This is a genomic window from Aeromonas intestinalis, assembly GCF_054052485.1.
Genome location: NZ_JBSTYK010000013.1, coordinates 14749 through 39501, shown reverse-complemented (window position 1 = coordinate 39501; position 24753 = coordinate 14749). Strand labels below are relative to the sequence as shown.

The 24753-nt window shown below is 60.4% G+C and carries 23 protein-coding genes; 11 read left to right on the top strand and 12 right to left on the bottom strand.

Annotated elements, in window-relative coordinates:
• Positions 1-14: 14 nt before the first annotated feature.
• Positions 15-2591 (bottom strand): alpha amylase C-terminal domain-containing protein, encoded by a 2577-nt coding sequence (locus ACW5W7_RS16160; RefSeq protein WP_456502364.1) that lies wholly within the window; start codon positions 2589-2591, stop codon positions 15-17.
• Positions 2592-2996: 405 nt separating this feature from the next.
• Here ACW5W7_RS16160 and ACW5W7_RS16155 point away from each other — a divergent pair, with 405 nt between their 5' ends.
• Both ACW5W7_RS16155 and ACW5W7_RS16150 read left to right on the top strand, forming a co-directional pair.
• The gene (locus ACW5W7_RS16155; protein ID WP_456502363.1) at positions 2997-3323 is read left to right on the top strand and encodes a hypothetical protein; all 327 of its coding nucleotides are present in this window, start codon (positions 2997-2999) and stop codon (positions 3321-3323) included.
• A 60-nt stretch (positions 3324-3383) separates the two neighbouring features.
• Positions 3384-3974 (top strand): cupredoxin domain-containing protein, encoded by a 591-nt coding sequence (locus ACW5W7_RS16150; protein WP_456502362.1) that lies wholly within the window; start codon positions 3384-3386, stop codon positions 3972-3974.
• A gap of 206 nt (positions 3975-4180) precedes the next feature.
• Here ACW5W7_RS16150 and ACW5W7_RS16145 read toward each other — a convergent pair whose 3' ends face one another.
• From ACW5W7_RS16145 to purH, 7 genes are all read right to left on the bottom strand, one after another.
• Positions 4181-5536, bottom strand: a complete 1356-nt coding sequence (locus ACW5W7_RS16145; protein ID WP_456502361.1) for a heavy metal sensor histidine kinase — start codon at positions 5534-5536, stop codon at positions 4181-4183.
• A complete protein-coding gene (locus ACW5W7_RS16140) occupies positions 5526-6215 on the bottom strand; it encodes a heavy metal response regulator transcription factor (RefSeq protein WP_434476173.1) in 690 nt (229 codons plus the stop codon). Before ACW5W7_RS16140 ends, ACW5W7_RS16145 begins: the two co-directional genes overlap by 11 nt.
• Positions 6216-6464: 249 nt before the next feature.
• Complete coding sequence (locus ACW5W7_RS16135; RefSeq protein WP_456502360.1) at positions 6465-6686, bottom strand: hypothetical protein; 222 nt, start codon at positions 6684-6686, stop codon at positions 6465-6467.
• A gap of 188 nt (positions 6687-6874) precedes the next feature.
• Positions 6875-7408: a cytochrome b/b6 domain-containing protein gene (locus tag ACW5W7_RS16130; protein ID WP_349921061.1), complete on the bottom strand. Its 534-nt coding sequence runs from the start codon at positions 7406-7408 to the stop codon at positions 6875-6877.
• Entirely contained in the window at positions 7389-7763 is a 375-nt protein-coding gene (locus ACW5W7_RS16125; protein ID WP_349921062.1) for a cytochrome b562, read from the bottom strand. Before ACW5W7_RS16125 ends, ACW5W7_RS16130 begins: the two co-directional genes overlap by 20 nt.
• Positions 7764-8022: 259 nt before the next feature.
• Positions 8023-9312 (bottom strand): phosphoribosylamine--glycine ligase, encoded by a 1290-nt coding sequence (gene purD, locus ACW5W7_RS16120; RefSeq protein ID WP_456502359.1) that lies wholly within the window; start codon positions 9310-9312, stop codon positions 8023-8025.
• Between the two features lie 101 nt (positions 9313-9413).
• Positions 9414-11006, bottom strand: a complete 1593-nt coding sequence (purH, locus tag ACW5W7_RS16115; RefSeq protein ID WP_456502358.1) for a bifunctional phosphoribosylaminoimidazolecarboxamide formyltransferase/IMP cyclohydrolase — start codon at positions 11004-11006, stop codon at positions 9414-9416.
• Positions 11007-11423: 417 nt separating this feature from the next.
• Here purH and zntR point away from each other — a divergent pair, with 417 nt between their 5' ends.
• Together zntR and ACW5W7_RS16105 are read left to right on the top strand one after the other, a co-directional pair.
• Positions 11424-11864, top strand: coding sequence for a Zn(2+)-responsive transcriptional regulator (gene zntR, locus ACW5W7_RS16110; RefSeq protein WP_349922366.1), 441 nt, complete (start codon positions 11424-11426; stop codon positions 11862-11864).
• Positions 11865-11973: 109 nt separating this feature from the next.
• Entirely contained in the window at positions 11974-12189 is a 216-nt protein-coding gene (locus ACW5W7_RS16105; RefSeq protein WP_456502357.1) for an alternative ribosome-rescue factor A, read from the top strand.
• Positions 12190-12302: 113 nt separating this feature from the next.
• Here the strand turns inward: ACW5W7_RS16105 and hemW are convergent, their stop codons facing one another.
• Together hemW and ACW5W7_RS16095 are read right to left on the bottom strand one after the other, a co-directional pair.
• Complete coding sequence (gene hemW, locus ACW5W7_RS16100) at positions 12303-13448, bottom strand: radical SAM family heme chaperone HemW (RefSeq protein WP_434665734.1); 1146 nt, start codon at positions 13446-13448, stop codon at positions 12303-12305.
• 171 nt (positions 13449-13619) lie between these two features.
• Entirely contained in the window at positions 13620-14216 is a 597-nt protein-coding gene (locus tag ACW5W7_RS16095) for an XTP/dITP diphosphatase (RefSeq protein WP_349921067.1), read from the bottom strand.
• A gap of 233 nt (positions 14217-14449) precedes the next feature.
• On the opposite strand from ACW5W7_RS16095, the gene ACW5W7_RS16090 reads away from it, so the two are divergent.
• From ACW5W7_RS16090 to ACW5W7_RS16080, 3 genes are all read left to right on the top strand, one after another.
• Entirely contained in the window at positions 14450-15616 is a 1167-nt protein-coding gene (locus tag ACW5W7_RS16090) for a multidrug effflux MFS transporter (protein WP_349921068.1), read from the top strand.
• A gap of 155 nt (positions 15617-15771) precedes the next feature.
• Positions 15772-16821, top strand: a complete 1050-nt coding sequence (locus ACW5W7_RS16085; protein ID WP_456502356.1) for an oxidoreductase — start codon at positions 15772-15774, stop codon at positions 16819-16821.
• A gap of 308 nt (positions 16822-17129) precedes the next feature.
• Positions 17130-17375, top strand: a complete 246-nt coding sequence (locus ACW5W7_RS16080; RefSeq protein WP_050719122.1) for a hypothetical protein — start codon at positions 17130-17132, stop codon at positions 17373-17375.
• A 106-nt stretch (positions 17376-17481) separates the two neighbouring features.
• Here the strand turns inward: ACW5W7_RS16080 and ACW5W7_RS16075 are convergent, their stop codons facing one another.
• Complete coding sequence (locus ACW5W7_RS16075; RefSeq protein WP_456502355.1) at positions 17482-17937, bottom strand: NfeD family protein; 456 nt, start codon at positions 17935-17937, stop codon at positions 17482-17484.
• On the bottom strand, positions 17934-18851 hold the full coding sequence (locus ACW5W7_RS16070) for an SPFH domain-containing protein (protein ID WP_456502354.1): 918 nt from the start codon (positions 18849-18851) through the stop codon (positions 17934-17936). The genes ACW5W7_RS16075 and ACW5W7_RS16070 overlap by 4 nt, the downstream gene beginning before the upstream one ends.
• Positions 18852-19049: 198 nt before the next feature.
• Between ACW5W7_RS16070 and cysG the strand changes: the two genes are divergently transcribed.
• From cysG to ACW5W7_RS16050, 4 genes are all read left to right on the top strand, one after another.
• Complete coding sequence (gene cysG / locus ACW5W7_RS16065; protein WP_456502353.1) at positions 19050-20477, top strand: siroheme synthase CysG; 1428 nt, start codon at positions 19050-19052, stop codon at positions 20475-20477.
• A 103-nt stretch (positions 20478-20580) separates the two neighbouring features.
• Positions 20581-21489: a sulfate adenylyltransferase subunit CysD gene (gene cysD / locus ACW5W7_RS16060; RefSeq protein WP_434665743.1), complete on the top strand. Its 909-nt coding sequence runs from the start codon at positions 20581-20583 to the stop codon at positions 21487-21489.
• Positions 21490-21500: 11 nt separating this feature from the next.
• On the top strand, positions 21501-22928 hold the full coding sequence (gene cysN / locus ACW5W7_RS16055) for a sulfate adenylyltransferase subunit CysN (protein WP_456502352.1): 1428 nt from the start codon (positions 21501-21503) through the stop codon (positions 22926-22928).
• 4 nt (positions 22929-22932) lie between these two features.
• Positions 22933-24657: an SLC13 family permease gene (locus ACW5W7_RS16050; protein WP_456502351.1), complete on the top strand. Its 1725-nt coding sequence runs from the start codon at positions 22933-22935 to the stop codon at positions 24655-24657.
• Positions 24658-24753: the final 96 nt, after the last annotated feature.

Genomic DNA, 24753 nt, shown 5'->3' with positions numbered 1-24753 from the left:
GGCAGGGTCATTTCCTATTGGGCGCTCAGGTTGTAGGCCAGGGTCTGGTCGTTGAAGCGCACCAGATAGGTGCCGACCAGCGTGGTGGTGATGTCGGCCCCACCGGATTCGGCCACCCCGTCCTTGTTGGTGTCGCCGTAGTTCTGGCTCCAGTCACCCTTGACGTCAAACTTGAAACGCTGGCTGCCGCTGGCATCCCCGGCGCCGCTGAAGTTGACGCTGACCTGCCATTGGTGGTCTCCCACCAGCGCCATGGGCGCGCTGCCCCAGCTGTTGGGGGTACCGCGCAGATGCAGACTGGGGAAGGTGTGTGCGTAGCCGACATTCACCGGAGTCAGGCTGTAGGCCCGGGTCAGGTCGTTGAAACGCACCCGATATAGCCCGGTCACTGTGGTGGTGATGTCATTGCCCCCGGATTCGGCCACCCCGTCCTGATTGTTGTCGCCGTAGTTCTGGCTCCAGTCCCCTTTGACGTCGAATTTGAAGCGTTGGTTGGCTTGCCCATCGAAGGTGACCTGCGCTTCCCACTGGTTGTCGGCTACCAGGGTCATGGCCAGTGCCCCCCAACCATTGGGGGTGCCGCGGAAGCTCAGGGTCGGCAGCACGCTGGCGTAGGCGCCGTTGCCGTCGGTGACGGTGACGGTCGCGCTGGCGCTGGCGGTCAGCCCCTCGGCATCGGTGACGGTGAGGGTAATGGTGTGGCTGCCCAGGGTATCGAACTGCACCGTTTCCGTCGTGCCGTTGCCCCCGCTGGACCAGGCGTAGCTGAGCCCGTCGGCATCGTCGTGGGAGGCGGAGGCATCGAACACCACGCTATCCCCCGGCTTGACCGTGATGGCCTTGGGGGTGAGGACGGCGACCGGTGCCTGATTGGTGGTGAGGGGGGTGATGGTGTAGCGCAGATCGCTTTCGTTCAGGGTTACGCGATACTGGCCGACGCCGCTGACCAGGATGTCCTTGTTGCTGTCCTTGTCGGCGATGCCATCTCCCTCGGTGTCGCCGTAGTTCTCGGCCCAGTTGCCAAAGACGTCGAACTTGAAGCGCTGGGCTCCCGTTGCGTCACCGGCACCGCTGAGGGTGAGGGTGGCGGACCAGACGCGGTTGGCATCAACCTGCATGGGGGTGTTGCCCCAGGCGTTGTGGGTGCCGCGAATGTTCAGGCTGCTGAACTTGTTGCCGGGCAGGGTGGTGCCGCCACAGGGGCTGGCTTTGGTACAACCGGCGACGATGGCGGCGGCCTTCATGCCCGCCAGGTTCAGGCTGGCCTTGCCGCTGCCATCGACCTGGATATAGGCGCCGCTGCAGTAGTCGTTGCCGCTCAGGATGTTGCAGTACTCCCCGGCCGGCAGGCCGGTCTGCACCGCCGCGACGAGGCTGCCGCTCTCGTTGTTGATGGCGACGAAACCCTTGTCCCCCCGGCTGAAGGCTATCTGGTTGTTGCCGTTGTCCCACCAGTTGCTGACCGCCGTGCCCTCGGTGCGATTGTGGAACAGGGCCATGTTCATGATGGTCGGGCGGCGCTGCTCGCAGTTCCACTGGCTGTCGGAGCAGGGCGTGCTGGCCGGTGCCCCCTTGTCGGTCTCGTATTTGCCCATGTCGGCGAAGCGGTAGCCGGACATCACCTGCTTCCAGCCATAGGGCCAGGCCATCATGAAGGTGTTGGCCAGCTCATAGCGGGCGCCGTTCATGAAGGTGAGCATGCCGCCCCCCCCGTGGCCGCGCTCGCGGTCGTGGTTGACCACGAAGATGAAGGCCTTGTCGGTGGGGAGCAGGCCCCAGCTCTCGCCGAGGGTCTTGAGGTTCTTGATCTGGCCGTTGAAGTTGGCGGCCAAGTCGGTGCCGTATTTGAAGTCGGTGACCCGGTTGATGTAGGTGTAACGATTGGGCTGGATGTCGGCGGATTCACCGCCGGCGCCGATCACCTCCAGATAGGCCTTGGGGTTGCCTGCCTTGTCGAGGATCGCCTTCACCTCGGCGGGCGCCATGTGTTTGGCCGCATCGATGCGAAAACCGGCGACCCCCCAGCCGAGCAGGGTCTTCATGTAGGTCGCTATCTGGTCCTGCACATAGACCGAGCCGGTGTTCAGATCCGGCATGCCGTAGAGGGCGCCGTTCCAGACGTTGTAGCTGTCACCGTAGTTGGTGATGTCGCCGTTGTGATGGAAGTCGTTGTAACCGAACTGGGGATACTGGAACTGGCCCGAGTTGTAGCTGCCGCCCCCTGTGGCGGTGCCGCTGCCGGAGGCGAGCTGGTTGAAGACGGCGTCGGCGTAAATCTTGACCCCGGCGGCATTGCAGCGGGCGATCATGCTCCGGAGTTCCGCCTCGCTACCGCCGAAGCTGTTGAAATTCTTGAAGCTGACCGGCTGGTAGACGGTCCACCAGTACTCGCTGCCCTGCTTGTGTTCGGCCGGTGGGGTGATCTGGACGCCGCCAAAGCCCTTGGGGCCGAGCACGGTTTCGCACTCGTTGGCGATGTCGTTGAACTTCCATTGGAACAGGTGAACCATGACCCCTTCGGCGCTGGCACTCTGGCTGAATGAGCCGAGTGCCGCGGCGAGCAGGGCGGTTCGCAACAGTGTGTGATGCATGACGATTTTCCCTTCGACGTTGTTATTGGTTATCACTGCCTGCTATCGAACGGACGACAAACAACCTCGTTCGGCCAGTAGCATTGATGAAATCCAGGTGGTTGAAAATCGAACAGGCGAATTTAATTAAGAATTGTGAATGAAAATGTTTTCATATAAGGCCTTCTAATCTGTCGGCACGAGTGAGGGAGCTGAAAGAAGGGGGAGGACATGAGTCTGTCAGTGATGAACCGACAACTCGTCGAACCTGGTGTATGGCTCGGGCTGGTGGCCTGCGTCGGCGGCTCGATGGCATGGCATTGCCGTACCTGGATGACCATTTTGTAATATTCAAGACAGCCTGGGGTAATCATCGGCCTCTTATAGTCTTCATATCATCCCAATCATGAAAAGAAGAGGTGGTATATGAAGGTTAATACGGGTGCCATTATGGCGTGTGTACTCACGGTCGGCAGTTTCTCGGCTTTTGCACAAACGGCAGCACCTTATACGGTGCGTGTCGGGCATAATATCATCTACATGGATTGGAGCACCGATGCACGCAGTACCGACAAGGTGACCATTTCCACGAGCGATGGCATCGAGCTGGGCATGATGGCTGCCATCCCGGGTAAAACGGCTCAACTGCAACTTCCAGCAGGGGAAAATATCAATGCTGTGAATGTGAACTATAACGGTGATGTCCATGTGATATCGCTTCAACATGGCATGGGCAGTGGTAGCAACAGATAAACCGTCAGATAGAGTTGCTTGCCATCAGGTAAAGACCATTGCCGAGCAATATAGAAAGAGATGATGAGCATCATGCTATATGTTGCGATGATGCTCATTCGTATTATTTCTGGTTATATTTTTCACCCGATACTTATTATTGATTTTGCAAGAGGAATGCACATGGCAGTAAAGATGATTGCGACTGTTTTTATGTTGATGACATGGGGTGCAACGGCATCAGAGAAAGACCATCAGGTGCACGCCCATCAAGGGGAAAACGCCCAATCGGAGCATGTTGCGGTAGGCTCTCCGGGCATGGCGGGGGATGTCTCTCGCACCCTGAATATTGCCATGAATGATACCATGCGGTTCACACCCGACGTTATCGCCGTCAAACAGGGTGAAACGGTGCGATTCTCAATAAAGAATGACGGCAAGGTTGCCCATGAACTTGTACTGGGCAGTCCTGCAGAGTTGAAGGCACATGCCGGCATGATGCAGCAACAAGGAATGGAGATGGAGCACGATATGCCCAATATGATCTCCCTTGCGCCAGGCAAGGAGAGCGATATGGTCTGGAAATTTGATCAAGCCGGGACTGTGTCATTTGCCTGCTTGATCCCGGGGCATATGGAAGCGGGTATGGTTGGTGAGATCGTTGTTCAATGATGCCGGTCATCACTCCACTCTGAAATACGGATGAGTGTTTATCCATGTTCTAAGTGGAATTGACCTGGCAGACATTTTTATTCAGACCCCAAACTGTCAGGTCAATCTTCTTTCATGTGAATTATCCGATCTTTTATATCGCCATCAAAATATACAGAGTCGAGTGGATGAGATGTTTAGTGCCCATGAAAATACAACCAGTCCATTCATCGCGCCGGGAATAGCAAATGGAATGTGATGTGTTCACCATCCACCTCATTCCACACTTTTCCACCATGAACCTCGATTATCGACTTGACGATGGAAAGGCCCAGGCCAACACCATCACTGCTACCCGAGCGTGATATATCCCCACGATACAAGCGATCGAACATCCTGGATATAGGCTCACCCGATATACCCGTACATTTGTTTGTGACTGAAACAAGGGTGCCGTGGGATGAGCCGCGGGAGAGTGATATGCCGATGGGGGAGCCATGATCCGAATATCGGATGGCGTTGGAGATGACATTGGATATCGCTCTGCGAAACATGATTTTATCCGCCATGACGTGGTCTTCATTGTTAATGAGCTCAAACGTCAATGATTTCTCCTCCGCCAGGTAGGTGAAAAAGTCCAATAAGGATGAAAGCTCGCTCGTCAGGCTCAATGGCTCTTTATCCGCCGAAATGAGTCCGTTGTCAGTTCGGGCTAGCCAAAGCATGTCACCTACCATTTTGGCCAGTTGCTCAAGCTCCTCCAATATCGAGTACATCAGTTCCTGATACTCTGGAATGCTGCGCTCCTGGCTCAAGCCAACCTGTGCCTGCATGATGATATTGGTCAAGGGGGTCCGCAGTTCATGGGCCACATCGTTGGAGAAATCCGACAACTTGCTGAAGCTGCCATTCAACTTGGTCAACATGCCGTTGAATGACTCGACCAGTTCCCTCAGTTCGCCGGGGTATTTATCGATTGCCAGCGTCGCCTCCAGTTTTTCGGCCTGGATGGTTGACATATGCTTGCTCAATGAATAAATGGGTTTATGTCCTTTCTTTATGCCCAGGTAAGTCGACAATATGATAATGAGCCATGCCCCGCAGAAAATGATCAATAACTGGACTCTGAAGTCAGCAAGAAAATGAGAGTGGACACTGGCATCGAGATAAATCATGACGGAGTAACGTTGCTTGTCGATATCTACATGGATTGTCTTGACGATATAGTTATGGCTGGACGGGGGCTCAGTTTCTGATATGGACATAAATGTGCCGGCATTGTTCCCGGGGGAGAGTCGGCTACGACTGCTTTTATATACAAGACGCTCATCATCCAATAGTTTTATATAAAATCCCTCATCAGAATTGGCTGCATCCCAGGCCATTATCTTTGACAGGGCATCTTTCTGCTTGGAAAGAGAGAGGATGATGGATGCCTTGTTGCTGACGATATCCTCATCAAGCTCCATGAAATGGTTTTTGAGCGACCTCTCTACCAAAAAAAGCAACGCCATCATGCTGAGCGTGATCGCGACAGAGACCAGCAGCATGGTGCGTAGAATGATGGATGCATTATCCCTCATCACCGTTTCCTTCCATCTTATATCCCATCCCGCGTATCGTATGGATGAGCTTCACATGATGGTCATCATCAACCTTGGCTCGCAGTCGCCTGATCGCTACGTCAATGACATTGGTATCGCTATCGAAATTCATATCCCACACCTGAGAGGCAATCAGGCTGCGAGGCAAGACTTCTCCACGGCGACGTGCCAGCAACTCCAATAGCAAATACTCCTTGGGTGTCAGATACAGTTTTTTACCTGCACGGCTGACGACCCTCGATTTGATATTGATGGCCATGTCTGCGATGACAATTATCTCTTCGATATGATTGTCTTTGGTTCTTCGTAACAGGTTTTTTATTCTTGCCAGTAATTCAGCGAATGAAAATGGCTTTGCAAGGTAATCATCAGCACCGGATTCCAATCCTTTTACGCGATCCCCCACGCCATCTTTTGCCGTCAGAAACATGACGGGGACCTGATTGTTGACCTGCCTTATTTCCTCAAGAAGTTGCCAGCCATTCATCCCCGGCAGCATGATGTCCAATATGATCAGATTAAATTCATGGTTCAGTGCATAAAACTGGCCATCCATGCCATCGGTCGCCAGCGTCACGACATAGCCTGACTCCATGAGACCTTTCTTCAAATACTCACCAATTTTGGGCTCGTCTTCGACAACCAGAATATTCATCATGTCCCCCTCGGCAAGGCAAGGTTATCGGCAATGCCATCCATTGCTACTCTACGCCATCGTATATTGGATGGAAATTTTCCCGCCTGAGTCGATACCAGTCACCCTGGTATCCAGGTTGCCGTGAGCTGTCTCTTGGTTTCCGATGAGAATATACATCGGCCTTGATGGTGCCATAAGCGGTCGTCTGCAACCCTGTTTGAAAGAAATAAAAGAATGAAACACCATGGCATGAATTACTTTTCTAGTCGGTCATACATGATATGTATTTTGAACGTCATGGTCTGTGCTGAGCCATGAAACATTCACAGTGAAAAAATGCAGGCTCTTGCTGTCAATACCGACAGTGAACTCGCCGACAAACACCCGGTGAACCTTAACACCGGATAACGCCACCAGTAAAATTACATTTCTGTCATGGATGACATGCCTCTCCAGATGGCTACATGGCAAGGCGCCGCTGATGTCCGTCATGAACCGGTCTAGGGTCATGTGACTGGGAAGGGCGGTCAGACGTCATCCAGGGAAGAGATAGCGCTCGCACCAAGAGGGGGTGTGGTTCTGGTTTGGCACCGATATCGGAGGGTCCCGTGGTAGCGGGGCAGCAATGAGAAAGCCACCCGAGTTTGGTGGCTTTCTGATCTCAAGAAGATGAAATGATCTTATTCACTCTTGCGAAGCGTTCCGTGGGGCAACATGCGGGCCACCAGGTTGCTGCGCTGGCGCCAGGAGGTGAGGACGATGGCGCACAGGTGCAGGGCTATCATGGCCTGCAGTGCCCAGGTGCACCACTCGTGCCAGTCGTCGGCGCCGAGCTCGAAGCCCATCTCGGTATTCTGGAACCAGCCGGTGCCTGCGGTGGCGAGGATGATGAGCCAGAGTGCCCAGACCGCCAGCTTGCCGCTGCCGTGGTGGCCGGGGGCGGCGGGCGCGCGGGTTTGCAGGGCCCGGGCCTGCTGGTCGAATTCACCCCGCCTCGGGATGAGGGCGCTCAGGCGGGCGTGACCCCTGGCGAAGGAGAGTCCCCAGCCGAGACGGACGCTGATCAGAATGATGGCCAGGTAACCGAGCCGCTCGTGCCAGGTTTCCCCCGCCTCGTTGAACCAGAGGTTGGCGACGCAGGCGGCCGCCACACCCCAGTGGGTGAGGCGGACCAGCTTATCCCAGCGAAAGGGTTCAGCCTTTCTGCTTGGCATAGGTGTGATACTCCTTCTTCAGGTCATTGACCTTGGCGAGGTGAGCGCGGGCCTTCTCCTGATCGCCGGCCTGCAGGGCCGCCAGGCTGGCGTCCAGCTCACCTTGCACCTCGTTCATGCCTTCCAGGAACTTGGCCTTCTTGGCTTCCGGCATCTTCCTCTCTTTGGCGATGTCGAGCTGGGCCTTCATCTCCTTGATGTGCTTCTCCATGGTGGCGGCATCATCGGCCTTGAGGGCCTGTTTGTAGTTGAAGCCGATCTTCTTCATGGGTTGCTCCAGCTCACCGGCCAGGGCGGGCAGAGTCAGCAGGCCGAACATCAGGGGCAACAGCAAGGGGCGCACGGTTTGCAACATGGGATTTCCTTATGAAACGACGACATTGTGGGTTCTTATGGCACTCATTTGAGTGCGTTATCATACAGCATGATGCCACGTTCAAGGGGCACTTGTATGAATAAAGTGCGACCAATTGTGACAAAATGTGCCCATTGTGCTGACGAGATGTAGCCAATCAGTGAGGATGTGCTGCGGGAGGAGGGTCGGGATCCCCGGGGAATGAACAGCAAAAAGGGCCCGCAGGCCCTGATGATAAATTGGCTGTGACGAGCCCGACTTAGCGGGCCTGTTCCCGCTCGATGGCGCGCCAGCCGATGTCATTGCGATAGAAGACCCCGTCCCACTGGATGCGGCCAGCCAGCTGGTAGGCGCGCTTCTGTGCCTCGGCGACGGTGTGACCGAGGGCGGTGGCACACAGCACCCGGCCACCGGCGGTGACCACGGTATCTCCCACCAGGCGGGAGCCTGCGTGGAACACCTTCTCGCCGCTCGCCTCTTCCACCGGCAGACCGCTGATGGCCTTGCCCTGCTGGTAGTCACCGGGGTAGCCGCCGGCCGCCAGCACGATGCCGATGGCGACACGGGGATCGTAGATGGCCTCTTTCTGATCCAGCTTGCCGGCGCAGGCCGCCAGGCACAGCTCCACCAGATCGGAGCGCATGCGCAGCATGATGGGCTGGGTCTCGGGGTCGCCGAAGCGGCAGTTGAACTCGATGACCTTGGGGTTGCCCTGCTCGTCGATCATCAGACCGGCGTAGAGGAAGCCGGTGTAGACGTTGCCTTCGGCGGCCATGCCACGCACGGTGGGCATGATCACCTGTTCCATCACCTTCTGGTGTACCGCATCGGTCACCACGGGGGCGGGAGAGTAGGCGCCCATGCCGCCGGTGTTGAGGCCGGTATCGCCATCGCCGACCCGCTTGTGGTCCTGGCTGGTGGCCATGGGCAACACGTGCTCGCCATCCACCATGACGATGAAGCTCGCCTCTTCGCCGCTGAGGAACTCCTCGATCACCACCCGGGCGCCAGCGTCACCGAAGGCGTTGCCGGAGAGCATGTCCCGCACCGCTTCCTCGGCCTCTGCCAGGGTCATGGCGACGATGACTCCCTTGCCGGCGGCCAGGCCATCGGCCTTGATGACGATGGGGGCGCCTTTCTCGCGCAGGTAGGCGAGCGCCGGTTCCACCTCGGTGAAGTTCTGGTACTCGGCGGTGGGGATGGCGTGACGGGCCAGGAAGTCTTTGGCGAAGGCCTTGGAGCCCTCCAGCTGGGCGGCGGCGGCGGTCGGGCCGAAGATGGCCAGCCCCTCGGCGCGGAAGGCATCCACCACCCCTTTCACCAGCGGCGCTTCGGGACCGACGATGGTGAGGCCGATGTGCTGCTCCTTGGCAAACGCCAGCAGGGCAGGCACGTCGGTAGCGGCTATGGCCACGTTTTCGATGCTGCCTTCATGGGCCGTGCCCGCATTGCCGGGGGCGACGAACACCCGGGTCACCAGGGGGGATTGCTTGGCCTTCCAAGCCAGGGCGTGTTCACGGCCGCCGTTGCCGATGATCAGTACTTTCATCCTGTTCCTCGCTGCTGTTCGTGCTGACCGGCCGCGCCTGTGAGGGCGGCCGGTTGAAAAGAGTCCGTTGAAGGAAGGGCCGCACGGCGCGGCCCCAGGTATCAGTGACGGAAGTGGCGCATGTTGGTGAACACCATGCACATGCCGTGCTCGTCGGCGGCGTCGATCACTTCCTGGTCCCGCATGGAGCCACCCGGCTGGATGACGCAGGCGATGCCGGCGGCAGCGGCGGCGTCGATGCCGTCGCGGAACGGGAAGAAGGCGTCGGAGGCCATGACGGAGCCCGCCACCACCAACCCTTCATCCTCGGCCTTGATGCCGGCAATCTTGGCGGAGTAGACCCGGCTCATCTGACCGGCGCCCACGCCGATGGTCTGGCCCGCCTTGGCGTAGACGATGGCGTTGGACTTGACGAACTTGGCGACCTTCCAGCAGAACAGCAGGTCCTTCAATTCCGCCTCGGTGGGCTGGCGCTTGCTGACCACGGTGAGATCCCCGAGGGAAACCATGCCCAGATCCCGCTCCTGCACCAGCAGACCGCCGTTGACGCGCTTGAGGTCAAAACCTTGCGCCGGCGCCGTCCACTGACCGCATTCGAGCAGACGCACGTTCTGCTTGGCGGCCACGGCCTCGCGAGCCTCTTTGCTGACGCTGGGGGCGATGATCACTTCGACGAACTGGCGATCCACGATGGCCTTGGCGGTGGCGCCATCCAGTTCGCGGTTGAAGGCGATGATGCCGCCAAACGCCGAGGTGGGGTCGGTCTGCCAGGCGCGCTCGTAGGCGCCGAGCAGGTCGCTGCCGATGGCCACACCGCAGGGGTTGGCGTGCTTGACGATGACGCAGGCGGGCTCATCGAACTCTTTCACGCATTCGAGCGCCGCGTCGGTGTCGGCGATGTTGTTGTAGGAGAGGGCCTTGCCCTGCAACTGGATGGCGCTTGCGACAGAGCCTGGGGCCGCCTGCTCCTCGGCGTAGAAGGCGGCGGCCTGATGGCTGTTCTCGCCGTAGCGCATGTCCTGCTTCTTGATGAACTGGCTGTTGAAGGTGCGCGGGAAGCGGGACTCTTCGTCGCCTTCCTTGTTGTCGCCGTAGGAGGGCACCAGGGTACCGAAGTAGTTGGCAATCATGCCGTCATAGGCGGCGGTGTGTTCGAAGGCGGCGATGGCCAGATCGAAACGGGTAGCAAGACGAAGGCTGTTGCCGTTGGCATCCATCTCGGCGATGACGCGGCCGTAGTCGGCGGCCTTGACGACGATGGTGACGTCCTTGTGGTTCTTGGCGGCGGAGCGCACCATGGTCGGACCGCCGATGTCGATGTTCTCGACCGCATCGGCCAGGGTGCAACCCGGCTTGGCGACGGTGGCGGCGAAGGGGTAGAGGTTGACGACGACCATGTCGATGGGGGAGATAGCGTGCTGGGCCATGATGGCGTCATCCTGATCGCGACGGCCGAGGATGCCGCCGTGTACCTTGGGATGCAGGGTCTTGACGCGTCCATCCATCATCTCGGGGAATCCGGTGTAATCGGAGACCTCGGTCACCGGCAGACCCGCTTCGGCAAGCAGCTTGGCGGTGCCGCCCGTGGAGAGCAGGGCGACGCCACGTTCGTTGAGTGCCTTGGCAAATTCCAGGATGCCAGTCTTGTCAGACACACTCAGCAGTGCACGGCGAATGGGTCGAGCTTGTTCCATCACACTATCGTCCTCAGCATAACGGGGACAGGTCCATGAGAGGCGAGGCTCAGCACAGAGAGTCCCCAAATAAATGGAAGTGGGGGATTTCACAAACCACTCTCGCCAGGCCGGGGCCGGCAACAGCATTTTAGGAAATGCCCGTTTGATGCGACGCTCTCTTGTGGGCGCGTATTCTACACAAAAAATGTGAGCCGTGGTGGATTTTTTACAATCACAAACCCTTGTCTGGCGCGGTGTTAAACGTTTTCTGGTCAAATTTTGTGAAACGTTTGTCTTTTCAGTGTTTTGGCAGGAAAAGCCACGTCGGCCTCCCCTTGTCTGCCCCTTTCCTGCCTTTGGCTGGTAATCGGTGAGCAAAGGGGTGATAGTGAGAGCCGGTTTATATTGAGTACCCATTCCAGCAGGAGAGTGATGATGTATCGCATCGGGGAACTGGCCAAGGCGTGCGGGGTGAAGGCGGATACCCTGCGCTTTTACGAGAAGAACGGGTTGCTCTCGCCGGGTCTGCGCAACGATTCCGGCTATCGTGTCTATGGCGAGCAGGACAGGCGACGGCTGGAGTTCATCATCCGCGCCAAGTCGGTGGGGTTTTCCCTGGCGGACATCGGCGAGCTGCTGGATCTGGATACCAACAAGGCCAGGGTCACCTGCCAGGAGGTCAAGGCGGTGGCCGATGCCAAGCTCACCCAGGTGGAGCAGAAGATCCTCGAGTTGACCCGCTTTCGCGAGAACCTGAAACAGCTCTCCAACATCTGCTGTGGCGGACCGCGCTCGGCAGAGCACTGCGCCATCCTGGAGACCCTGGAATCGGGGGTACCATCCCGCCACGAGCACCATGATCACGAGCACTCATAAACCCGGCCCCCACCCCTTGCGGCGGGAGCCGAACAGGCGCACAATCGGCGCGTTTTTATCACATGTGGCGATTTTATCGCCATATTCAATGACCAAGGCAGGAGTCTATATGGCCAAGAAGAGACGGGTCGATATCATCGACCAGGCCCACGATCATCAGCGTGGCATCATTCAGGACAATCATCTGAAAGCCCTGGTGACTTCCCCCCTGTTCCAGGCGCGGGTCGAGGCGAGCAAGAAAGGCAAGGGCAGCTATCAGCGCAAGGCCAAGCACGGCAAGCGGTGGGAGCCCGGCCAACAGCGGATGCAATGCGTCTGCTGCTGAGCGGGTTTCCACCCCTTCATCTCAAAACAATCAGGGCGCCCATGGCGCCCTGATTGTTGTTGCGAAAGCGGCCGTTTGCTCACTGCTTTGCTGCAAGATGTGTGAACGCCTTCTCACTCGTCCATGAAAAGTTCGAGCAAGACGTTGAGATAGCGATGACCGAGGGAGGTCAGCTGCCAGCTGTCGCCGAGATCCAGGATGAGCTCCTTGGTCTGGGCGATGGCGAGCATGGTCTCCACCCGCTCCAGCGCCAGGCCGGTATAGGCCTCGAATTCCGCCTTGGGGGCCGGCTCGAACAGCCGGAACCGGTTCATGAAGTACTCGAGGGGCAGATCGTCCTCGGTCACCGTCCACTGGCTGTCCAGATAGGCGCGGGCGGGATCCAGATAGCCTTTGGGGTGCTTCACCTTGGCGGTGCGCAGGATCTGCTGGCTGGCAAGATCCGTCACCTTGCCGTGGGCGCCACAGCCGATGCCGAGATAGTCGCCAAAGCGCCAGTAATTGAGGTTGTGACGGCACTGATAGCCCGCCTTGGCGTAGGCCGAGATCTCGTACTGCTGGTATCCCTGGGCGGTGAGCATGGCGTGGCCCTGCTCGTAGATGTCCCACAGGGTGTCATCTTCCGGCAGGGTGGGGGGTTTGGAGGCGAATGCGGTGTTCGGCTCTATGGTGAGCTGATACCAGGACAGATGCGGCGGCGCGCAGTCGATGGCCTGCTGCAGGTCATAGAGCGCATCTTCCAGGCTCTGATCCGGCAGGCCGTGCATCAGATCCAGGTTGAAGGTGGGCAGTGATATGGCGTGAGCCAGCTCGGCGGCCTTGCGCGCCTCCTCTGGCCCGTGGATGCGGCCGAGTCGGGTCAATTTCTCCTGCTGGAAGCTCTGCACCCCGATGGAGATGCGGTTGATGCCCGCTTTCTGGAAGCCGGCGAACTTGTCCGCCTCGACGGTACCCGGGTTCGCCTCCATGGTGATCTCGCAATCCGGAGTCAGGGGGATGCGCGCCCGCACCCCGTCCAGCAGGGCCAGCATGGCCTCCACGCTCAGCAAACTGGGGGTGCCGCCACCGATAAAGATGGAGGAGAGCGGTCGTCCCTGGGCCCAGTGCAGATCCTGCTCCAGATCCTCCAGCAAGGCGGCCACGTACTCGAGGTGGGGCAGCTCTCCCTTCTGGGCGTGGGAGTTGAAGTCGCAGTAGGGGCACTTCTGGACGCACCAGGGCACGTGGATATAGAGGGAGAGAGGCGGCAGTTGCAGCATGGGCATTCCAGTGTTCAGCAATCAGGGATCAAAACGGGGGCCAACTCTACTGTTCCCCGCCATCGCTGGCAATGGTTGTGGCACAAGCTGGGAACGATGAGCAAAACGGGGGCCGATGGCCCCCATTGTAGATGAAACGCGCTGCGGCGTATGCCGGTGCCAGGTGTGGCCTCAGTGGGCCGCGGCCAGGGCGGCCTTCAACTTGGCCAGGGCCTGGCCCCGGTGGCTGAGCTGGTTTTTCAGCTCGCTCGGCATCTGGGCCGAGGTACAGTCGTGATCCGGCACGAAGAACACGGGGTCATAGCCAAAGCCGTGCTGGCCGCGGGGTTCGTCCAGGATCATCCCCTCCCAGCTCGCCTGACAGATGATGGGGGTGGGGTCGTCGGCGTGACGCATGTAGACCAGCACACACCAGAAGCGGGCGCTCTTGAGGTAGTCGGGGGCACCCTGAAGCTCTGCCAGCAGCTTGTCGATGTTCTCCTTGTCGCTGGCACCCGGGCCTGCGAAGCGGGCGGAGTAGACACCGGGGCGGCCGTGCAGCAAGTCCACTTCCAGACCGGAATCGTCGGCGACGGCGGGCAGACCTGTGATGCGGGCGGCGTGACGGGCCTTGATGATGGCATTTTCGACGAAGGTGGTGCCGGTCTCCTCGGCATCGGTGACGGCGAACTCGCTCTGGGGGATCACCTGGATCTTCATATCGGCCAGCATGGCGGCCAATTCCTTCACCTTCTTCTGGTTACCTGTTGCCAGGACAAGCTTGCTCATCACGCACCTCCGCAAAAATTAATCTGCGCATTCTATGCGGGGCAGGCGTTTAGGCAAAGCGCTGATTAGCTCCCGTCGGAACTGGCCGGGGCTGGGATGCGCTGCTCGGAGCTGTGGTAAAAATACATCTTTCCCCAGTGGAATAACCAAAGTGATTAAATGCCATTTCAATTCATTACTCTGAGTCAGTAGACTCGCGCACCAATCCAATCCCCTGGTCTTGAGGTGAACTGATGCCATTGATCCTTTTGCTCGTACTCCTGGTGTTGTTCAGCCCGCTGGCCATCGACATCTATCTGCCCGCCATCCCCCAGATGGCGGAGCAACTCGGCGCCGAGGTGACCCTGATGCAGGGCACCATTACCTGGTTCCTGTTCAGCATGGGGCTGGGCCAGTTGCTGGTGGGGCCGCTCGCCGATCGTTACGGTCGCAAACCCATCGCGCTCGGCGGCGTGCTGCTCTACGGCCTGAGCGCCCTGGCCGCCGGTTTCGCGGCCAGCCTGGGGGAGCTGATGCTGGCCCGGGTGCTGCAAGGCTTCGGCGCCTGCGCCACCTCGGTGGCGGCCTTCTCCGTGGTGCGTGACAGCTATGGTCCCAAGAAGAGCGGCCAGATGATCTCCTACTTGAATGGTGCCATCTGCTTCATCCCCGCCCTGGCTCCCTTGCTCGGTGGCTGGCTCACCGCCAAGGCGGGCTGGTCGGCCAACTTCTGGTTCATGGCGGGCTATGCCGTCATCGTCGGCAGCTGGCTGCTGTGGCGCATGCCGGAGACCCGACCGGAGGAGACCAGCAGCGCCGGCCCGCTCATCAGCTGGTCCCGCTACAGCCCGGTGCTGCGCTCCCCCAGCTTCCTGTTCAACGCCGGCCTCTGCATGCTGTCGATGGCGGTGATCCTGGCCTATGTCACTGCGGCCCCCGTGCAACTGATGGTGAAGCTGGGTCTGGACATGAACGGCTTCAGCTACTGGTTCACCGCCAATGCGGCGCTGAATATCCTGGCCTGCTTCCTGGCCCCACGCTTCATTGCCAGGGTCGGCCCAAGGCGCACCCTGCGCATTGGCCTCTTGGTAATTTCGCTCTCGGCCATCGCCCTGACCCTGGTGCAGCACATCGAGCACCCGCTCGCCATGATGGGCCCCGTGTTCCTCTCCAGCATCGGCTTCGCCATGGTGCTGGGGGCGGCTGCCGGCATGGCGCTGGCGCCCTTCGGCCACTGCGCCGGCACGGCGGCGGCCCTGCTCGGTCTGTTCCAGATGAGCGGCGCCGGCGCCCTGGTGGGGATCACCGGTGCCCTGGTGGCGGATCCCCTCAATCAGCTAGCGCTGCACATGTGGCTGCTGTTGCCGCCCCTGCTGGTGCTGCTGACGCGTCACGGCCGCCGTCTCTGCCTGCAGCCTTGAGTGCCAGGGGCGTGCATCCGTGATGGATAAGGCCCCTGTACTGGCGATAAATCCTGTGCTCTGATGGGCACAATCAGGGGGCCTTGGGCCCCTTTCTTCTTGGGACGCACTCGTCTGTGCCCCTTTATACGGATGACTTCAGCGGAGAACAGCGGATGAGCCAGACAATCAATGCCGCCCTGGTGGGCTATGGCTATGCAGGCCAAACCTTTCATGCCCCCTTCCTGGTGACCACGCCAGGCCTCACCCTGCGCTGGGTGGTGAGCCGGGATGCTGCCAAGGTGCACGCCGAGCTGCCGGGCAGCCAGGTGGGGACGCTGGAGCAGGTGCTGGCCGATGAGAGCGTGGATCTGGTGGTCATCGCCACCCCGAACGATACCCATGCCCCCATCGCCCGTCAGGCCCTGCTGGCCGGCAAGCACGTGGTGATCGACAAGCCGTTCGCGCTGGATCTCGCCGAGGCGAAGGCGCTGGTGGAGCTGGCGCAGAAGCAGCAACGGCTGCTCAGCATCTTCCACAACCGGCGCTGGGACGGGGACTTCCTCACGGTGCGCCGCCTGCTCGCCGAAGATGCCCTGGGACAGATCGCCCAGTTCGAGTCGCACTTCGACCGTTATCGTCCCGAGGTGCGCCAGCGCTGGCGGGAGGCGGGCGGCCCGGGCTCGGGCCTGTGGTTCGATCTCGGTCCTCACATCCTGGACCAGGCGCTGCAGCTGTTCGGCCAGCCAGAGTGGATCCAGGCCGATCTGGCGGCGCAGCGTCCCGGTGCCCTGAGCGATGACTACTTCCACGTGGTGCTGGGCTACGGGCCGCTGCGGGTGATCCTGCACGGCAGCTGCCTGGTCTCTGCCGACATGCCCCGCTTCGTCATCCACGGCAGCCGCGGCTCCTTCATCAAGTTCGGCATGGATGTGCAGGAGCCGCAGCTCAAAGAGGGCCTGCGTCCTCCAGTGGCGGGTTGGGGAGTGGATCCCGCGCCGGGCCAGATCAGCCGCATGGTGGAAGGGCTGCCCGTGCAGGAGCCGGTGAAGGGGGAGGCGGGCAACTACGGCACCTACTATAGCGGCGTCTGTGCGGCCATCCGTGGCGAGGCAGGCAATCCGGTGCCGGCCGACGAGGCGCTGGCGGTGATGGCGCTGCTGGATCTGGCCCGGGAGAGCGACAGCCAGGGCCGTCGGCTGAGTTGTCAGAAGTTGTCTGACTGATCCCGGGCTTTCACGCAGAATTCGATGGTATTCAATAGCGGCCAACCACTGTGGGTTGGCCATTTTTTGGATGATTATTGTGCCAAGTTGCGTTTTTAATTGGCTTTTATATTAATTTTTGCCGCTATAGTAGTTATTTTTATCCAGCCCACGAGAAAATATCATTGTGATACGCGTTTTCATCGGCTGTGTATGGCGTTATATTTCGCGTGTCTCTTGGCTCCCGTTCTGATGGTTTTTTCACGGGGACAAGGGGCACAGTGATGGCCCTGACGGCCGTCTCTCCATCTTTATTTGAGGATATGTACATGAACAAAGTACTGGTAGCCGGTATCCTGGGTCTGATGTTGACCGCTTGTGGTCAGAAAGAAGAAGCCGCCGCTCCGGCCGCTACTCCGGCCGCCGACGTTGCTGCAACCGTTGAGAAGGCTGCTTCCGACGCTTCTGCCACCGTAGAGAAGGCTGCTTCTGAAGCCTCTGCTACCGTAGAGAAAGCTGCCGAAGACGTGGCCACCAAGGTCGACGCTGCAGTGAGCGATGCCAAGGCCAACTAAGCCTGCACCTCATCTGAAAACGGGCCCGACGCTTGGGGGGGGCCCGTTTTTTTATGGCCGTGTTTTGAAAGGTGGCAGGTTGCCTGCATCAGCCCGCTGAATCGACTCAGGCCAGCGGCTCCACCAGCAGGATATGGGAGTCGGCACCGATGACCCTGACCCGGCTGCCTGCCGGCAAGGGCTGGGCACAGCGCACCGTCCAGACGGTGTCGTCCAGATGGACCCGACTCATGCCCTGGCTCACCTCGTCGAGCAAGGTGAGCTCCCGCCCCAGATAGCTCTGCATCCGCTCGTTGATGGGGGCGGCGGCATCCTGCAGTGAGCGATCCCGCCTGTGCTGCCAGCGCCACCAGGCCCAGGTGGTCAGCAGGGACTGCACCGCAAACAGCAGCAGTTGTACCTGCCAGCCGAAGGGCCAGAGCAGCAGCAGTATGCCCACTTCCAGGGCGGCAATGCCGGTCCAGAGCAAAAAGCCCACAGACCCCATCACCTCGATGGCCAGCAGGGCGAAGCCCAGCCCCAACCAGTGCCAGTGGGTCAGCCCCTCCAGCAGGGCGCTCATGGTTGCTTGCCAGCCTTGTTGAACAGCTCGGCCATGCCGGCGACCGAGCCTATCAGGCTGCCCGCCTCCAGCGGCATCATGACGATCTTGCTGTTCGGGCCTTCGCCGATGCGGGCGAGAGCCTCGGTGTATTTCTGGGCGACGAAGTAGTTGATGGCCTGCATATCCCCTTCAGCGATAGCTCTTGAGACCATATGGGTCGCCTTGGCTTCCGCCTCGGCGGCCCGCTCCCGCGCCTCGGCGGCGAGGAAGGCGGCCTGACGCTCACCCTCGGCCTTGAGGATCTGGGACTGTTTCTCCCCTTCGGCCTTGAGGATCCGTGACTGACGCACCCCTTCGGCTTCCAGCACTTCGGCCCGTTTCTGGCGCTCGGCTTTCATCTGGGCGTTCATGGCGTCGATCAGCGCCATCGGCGGGCGTACATCCTTGATCTCGATCCGGGTCACCTTGATGCCCCAGGGGGCGGTGGCGGCGTCCATGGTGCGCAGCAGCTTCTCGTTGATGGTGTCGCGCTGGGAGAGCATCTCGTCGAGCTCCATGGCGCCGAGCACGGTCCGCATATTGGTCATGGTCAGGTTGCGGATGGCGCTGGTGAGATCGTTGACCTCGTAGCCCGCTTTACGCGCATCCACCACCTGCACGAAGCTGATGGCGTCGATGGTGACGTTGGCGTTGTCCCGGGAGATCACCTCCTGGGCCGGGATGTCCAGCACCTGCTCCATCATGATGATCTTGTGGCCGACCCTGTCCACGTAGGGAATGAGCAGGTTGAGGCCGGGGGAAAGGGTGCGGGTATAGCGGCCGAAGCGCTCCACCGTCCAGTTAAAGCCCTGGGGCACTATCTTGATGCCGGCGCTCAGGGTCGCGAGCACCAGGAACACAAAGATCCCCAATACAATCAATGACTCATTCATTATTAAGCTCCTTATGAAACACTTTCACTAGCCTAGAGTCTGGTGCGCAGCACCACAAGGACATTCACTCGCCTTTGCCATTGTGCAGGTTTACTAATTACTAAAACGCATTAAAGAGCATTTTTTATTATTTTGAAGGAATAAGCAGCCTGCCTATAGTCGCCCCAGTTGTCGACGTATGCCGAGGAATGGGCCGAGATGGATTATTTACCTATGTTTGCCAAGTTGGAAGGCCGCCCGGTACTGCTGGTGGGCGGGGGCGAGGTCGCCCTGCGCAAGGCGCGCCTGCTGCTGGCATCGGGTGCCCGGCTGACCCTGGTCTCCCCGGTCATCGACGCCGCCTTCAACGAATTCCACGGCCGCTTCACCCATCTGGCGGAGCGCTTCAGCCCCGAGCATCTGGCAGGCCAGCAACTGGTGGTGGCCGCCACCGATGATGCCGAGGTCAACGCCCTGGTCTATCAGAGCGCCAACCAGCGCGGGCTCTTCGTCAACCTGGTGGATGACCCCGAGCGTTCCAGCTTCATCTTCCCCTCCATCATCGATCGCAGCCCCATCGTGGTGGCCGTCTCCAGCGGCGGCAAGGCGCCGGTGCTGGTGCGCCTGCTGCGCGAGCGGCTCGAGAGCCTGCTGCCCCGCCATCTCGGCGGCCTGGCCGAACTCTCCGGCCGGGTGCGCAGCAAGGCCAAGCGGGTGTTGGTGTCTATCTCTGATCGTCGCCGCTTCTGGGAGCGGGCCTTTGCCTCCAATACCCTCGGCAGCCTGGTGGAGAAGCAGGACTGGCAGGGGGCAGAACACTGGCTGAACGAGGGGCTGGACAAGGCGCAGAGCGAGCTGGGCGAAGTCGTACTGGTCGGTGCCGGTCCCGGCGATCCGGGCCTGCTGACCCTCAAGGCCCTGCAACAGATCCAGCAGGCGGAAGTGGTGCTCTATGACCAGCTGGTCTCCCCCGAGATCCTGGAGCTGGTGCGCCGTGACGCCACCCTGGTGTCGGTCGGCAAGAAGGCGGGCGCCCACAGCGTGCCGCAGGAAGAGACCAATCGCCTGCTGGTGGAATACGCCAAGGCAGGCAACCGGGTGGTACGCCTCAAGGGGGGCGATCCCTTCATGTTCGGCCGCGGTGGCGAGGAGCTGGAAGTGCTGGCTGCGGAAGGCATCCCCTTCTCCGTGGTGCCCGGCATCACGGCCGCCGCCGGTGCCACTGCCTATGCAGGCATTCCACTCACCCATCGTGACCATGCCCAGAGCGCCGTCTTCATCACCGGCCACTGCCAGAGCGAGGGCAAGGAGCCGGATTGGCAGCAGCTCGCCGCCACCAACCAGACCCTGGTCATCTACATGGGGCTGATGCGCTCCGAGCACATACAACAGCAGCTGGTGAGCCATGGCCGCAGCGGCACTACCCCGCTGGCCATCATAGAGCGGGGCACCCAGGCCAGTCAGCGGGTGCTGACCGGCACCCTGGATGAGCTGGCGACCCTGGCGAGCCAAGCCCAGAGCCCGTCTCTCATCGTCATCGGCGAGGTGGTGGCCCTGCGCAAGCAGCTCGCCTGGTTTGCCGAAGGGGGAAGCCCCCTGAGCGATGAGTTCGGCAGCACGGATTTGAAACTGGTGAGCCTGGCCTGAGGCCGCTCACCCCATCGATTTTTTGGCGCAGCCCAGGCTGCGCCGCACTGAACCAACACCGTGCCCAGAGCAGGCGCGATAGCAATGAACCGAGGACCCCGACATGGATCGTGAAAGATTGACGCATTTGCAGCAGCTGGAAGCCGAGAGCATCCACATCATCCGCGAGGTGGCTGCCGAATTTGAAAACCCGGTGATGATGTACTCCATCGGCAAGGACTCCTCCGTCATGCTGCACCTGGCCCGCAAGGCCTTCTACCCGGGCAAGATCCCCTTCCCGCTGCTGCATGTGGATACCAACTGGAAGTTCAAGGAGATGATCAAGTTCCGGGACGAGACCGCCAAGAAATACGGGCTGGATCTCATCGTCCACAAGAACCCGGACGGTCTGGCCATGGACATCAACCCCTTCGTGCACGGCAGCGGCAAGCACACCGACATCATGAAGACCGAGGGGCTCAAGCAGGCGTTGAACAAATACGGCTTCGACGCCGCCTTCGGTGGCGCGCGCCGGGACGAGGAAAAATCCCGCGCCAAGGAGCGGGTCTACTCCTTCCGTGACAAGTCCCACCGCTGGGATCCCAAGAACCAGCGCCCCGAGCTGTGGCGTGTCTACAACGGCCAGGTCAACAAGGGGGAGAGCATCCGGGTGTTCCCGCTCTCCAACTGGACCGAGCTCGACATCTGGCAATACATCTATCTGGAAAACATCGACATCGTGCCCCTCTACTTCGCGGCCATGCGCCCGGTGGTGGATAAAGGCGGCATCAAGATCATGGTGGACGACGAGCGGATGCCCATCGGGCCGGAAGACGAGGTGAAGCATGAGCTGGTGCGCTTCCGTACCCTCGGTTGCTACCCGCTGACCGGGGCCATCGAATCCAATGCCACCACCCTGACCGAGATCATCGAGGAGATGCTGGTGACCACCTCCAGCGAGCGGCAGGGGCGATTGATTGACCACGATCAGGCGGGCTCCATGGAGCAGAAGAAGCGTCAGGGATATTTCTAAGGAATCGACACATGAACAACCATATTCAGACCGCCATCACGGAACAGGGCATCGAAGCCTACCTGCACGCCCAGCAGCACAAGAGCCTGCTGCGTTTTCTCACCTGCGGCAGCGTGGATGACGGCAAGAGCACGCTCATTGGCCGCCTGCTGCACGACTCCCAGCAGATCTATGAAGATCAGCTCAAAGCCCTGGAATCTGACAGCCAGAAGCTGGGCACCACCGGCGAGAAGCTGGATCTGGCGCTCTTGGTCGACGGCCTGCAGGCCGAGCGCGAGCAGGGCATCACCATAGACGTGGCCTACCGCTATTTTTCTACGGCGAAACGCAAGTTCATCATCTCGGACACCCCGGGCCACGAGCAGTACACCCGCAACATGGCCACCGGCGCCTCCACCTGCGATCTGGCCATCATCCTCATCGATGCCCGCAAGGGGGTGCTGGATCAGACCCGTCGCCACAGCTTTATCGCCAGTTTGCTCGGCATCAAGCAGTTCGTGGTGGCGGTCAACAAGATGGATCTGGTGGAGTTCAGCCAGGCCGTGTTCGAGCGCATCAGTGCCGAATACCGTGAGTTCGCCAAGAAGCTCAGCGTCGACACCATCCATATCGTGCCGGTCTCGGCGCTGGACGGGGACAACGTGGTCAACCAGAGCGACAAACTGGCCTGGTATCAAGGTGAGACCCTGCTCTCCTTGCTGGAGACCGCCGAGGTGGAGCGCGAGCTGGAGCGCCATCCGGTGCGCCTGCCTGTGCAGTATGTGAACCGCCCGAACCTGGACTTCCGGGGCTTTGCGGGCACGCTCGCCTCCGGCGTGCTGCGGGTGGGTGACAAGCTGGCGGTGCTGCCGTCCGGCAAGCAGAGCACGGTGACCCGCATCGTCACCTTCGACGGGGATCTGGAATACGCCCTGCCGGGTCAGGCCATTACCGTGACCTTTGCCGACGAGATCGACATCAGCCGCGGCGATCTGCTGGTGGATGCCGCCCATCAGCCCCAGGTGACCCAGAACGTGCTGGCTCACATCGTCTGGATGGGGGAGGAATCCTTGCAGCCGGGGCGTGCCTATGACGTCAAGCTGGCCACCAAGAAGAGCCGCGGCCAGGTGGAGGCCATCCGCCACCGCGTCGAGATCAACAAGCTGGACGAGCTGCCAGCCTCCGAGCTCAAACTCAACGAGATCGGTCTGTGCGAGCTGAGCCTGACCGACCCGGTGGCGTTCGACCCGTATCAGGAGATCCGGGACACCGGCAGCTTCATCCTGATCGACCGTCTCTCCAACGTCACCGTCGGCGCCGGCATGATAGTGCAAGGGTTGGCCGCCAAGGTGGTAGCAGGGCAGTACAGCGAGTTTGAAATCGAGCTCAACGCCCTGGTGCGCAAGCACTTCCCCCACTGGCAGGCACTTGCCATCGGTAACGACACAAGCAAGGAGTAGGCCCATGACCTGGCAACAATCCCTGGTGCTGGGTCTGCTGGCTGCCCTCGTAGTCCTGCTGATCCAGGGCAAACTCCGTCCGGCGCTGCTGTTCTCGGGCGCCGTGCTCATCACCTACCTGAGCGGGCTGGCGGACATCAACGCCGTGGTGGCGGGTTACACCAACAGCGCCCTGCTGACCCTGGTGCTGCTGTTGCTGGTGTCGCTCGCGGTGGAGAAGACCCGGATCATGAGCTGGTTCGCCAACCTGGTGGGCACGGGCTCGTTTAACAAGGTATTGGTGAAGGTGTGGTTCTCCACCGCCTTCCTGTCGGCCTTCGTCAACAACACCGCCGTGGTGGCTTCCATGCTGGGGGCGGTCAAACGCAACCCCAACCATGCGCCGTCACGGCTGCTGCTGCCCATGTGCTTCGCGGCGACTTTCGGCGGGGTGCTGACCCTGATCGGCACCTCCACTAACCTCATCGTCAACAGCTTCCTCGTCAAGATGGGGGCCCAGCCCCTCGGCATGTTCGACTTCTTCATGGTGGGCGCGGGGACCCTGTTGACCGGTCTGGTGGCCGTGCTGCTGTTTGCCCGCCACCTGCCGGAGCAGGACACCGAGATGAGCCGGGAATCCGGCTACTTTCTGGAGGCCAAGGTCGGTATTGGTTCGCCCCTGGCCGGGCGCAGCGTCAAGGAGAACGGCCTGCGCAGCCTCAAAAGCCTCTATCTTGCCGAGATCATCCGTGGCAACCAGGTGATCTGCCCGGTGCAGCCGGAGCACGAGTTGCACGAGGGGGACATGCTGCTGTTTTGCGGCGACGTGGAGAGCGTCGGCGTGCTGCAGGAGCTCAAGGGGCTGGATCTCTACGGCCAGCATCGCCTCAACGGCCAGCATCTGGTGGAGGTGATCGTCAGCCACAGCTCGCGCCTGGTGGGGCAATCCATCAAGGATGCGGAGTTTCGCACCCACTTCGATGCCGTGGTGCTGGCGGTGCGTCGTGGCGAGACCCAGCTCACCGGCGGCCTCGGCCAGATTGAACTGCACGCGGGGGATACCCTGCTGCTGGCGCCCGGCCCCAAGTTTGCCAGCAACAAGTCCCTCTCCCGGGAGTTCGTGGTGGTGAGCGGACTGGAAGCCTCCACCCGCCTCGATGGCAAGCGCAGCGCCGCCGTGGTGCTGGGCTTTCTCGGGGTACTGGCGCTGTCGGTGCTGGATCTGGTGCCGCTGTTCAAGGGCTTGCTGGTGATGCTGGTGGCGCTGCTGTTCTCCCGCATCCTGACCCTGGACGAGATCCGCCGCCGCTTTCCGCTGGATATCTGGCTGGTGGTGGGCGGGGCGCTCGCCATCGCCGATCAGCTGGAAAAAAGCGGCCTGGCCCGCCTCATCGCCGACTGGCTGATGGGGGAGTTCAACGGCGCCAGCCCCTTCATCGCCTTCCTCGGCATCTATTTTTTCACCCTGGTGCTGACCGAGCTGATGAGCAACAACGCCGCGGCGGCCCTGGCTTTCCCCATGGGCTATCAGCTGGCGCTGAGCATGGATGTCTCCACCATGCCGTTCATTCTGGCGGTACTGTTTGGGGCCAGCTCCAGCTTCATACTGCCTTACGGCTATCAGACCAATCTGATGGTCTACGCGGCGGGCAACTACAAGATGCCGGATTACCTCAAACTGGCCCTGCCGGTCTCCCTGGCCTACAGCATCGGGGTCGTCATCATGGTGCCCCTGCTGTTCCCGTTCTAAGGCGGCGCCACCGGCTTGGGGCATCGGTGGGAAGATAAATAGACGACGGCCCAGTTAGCCGTCAGTGGCGGGTAACTGGCCGGGCTCCAGAGAGCC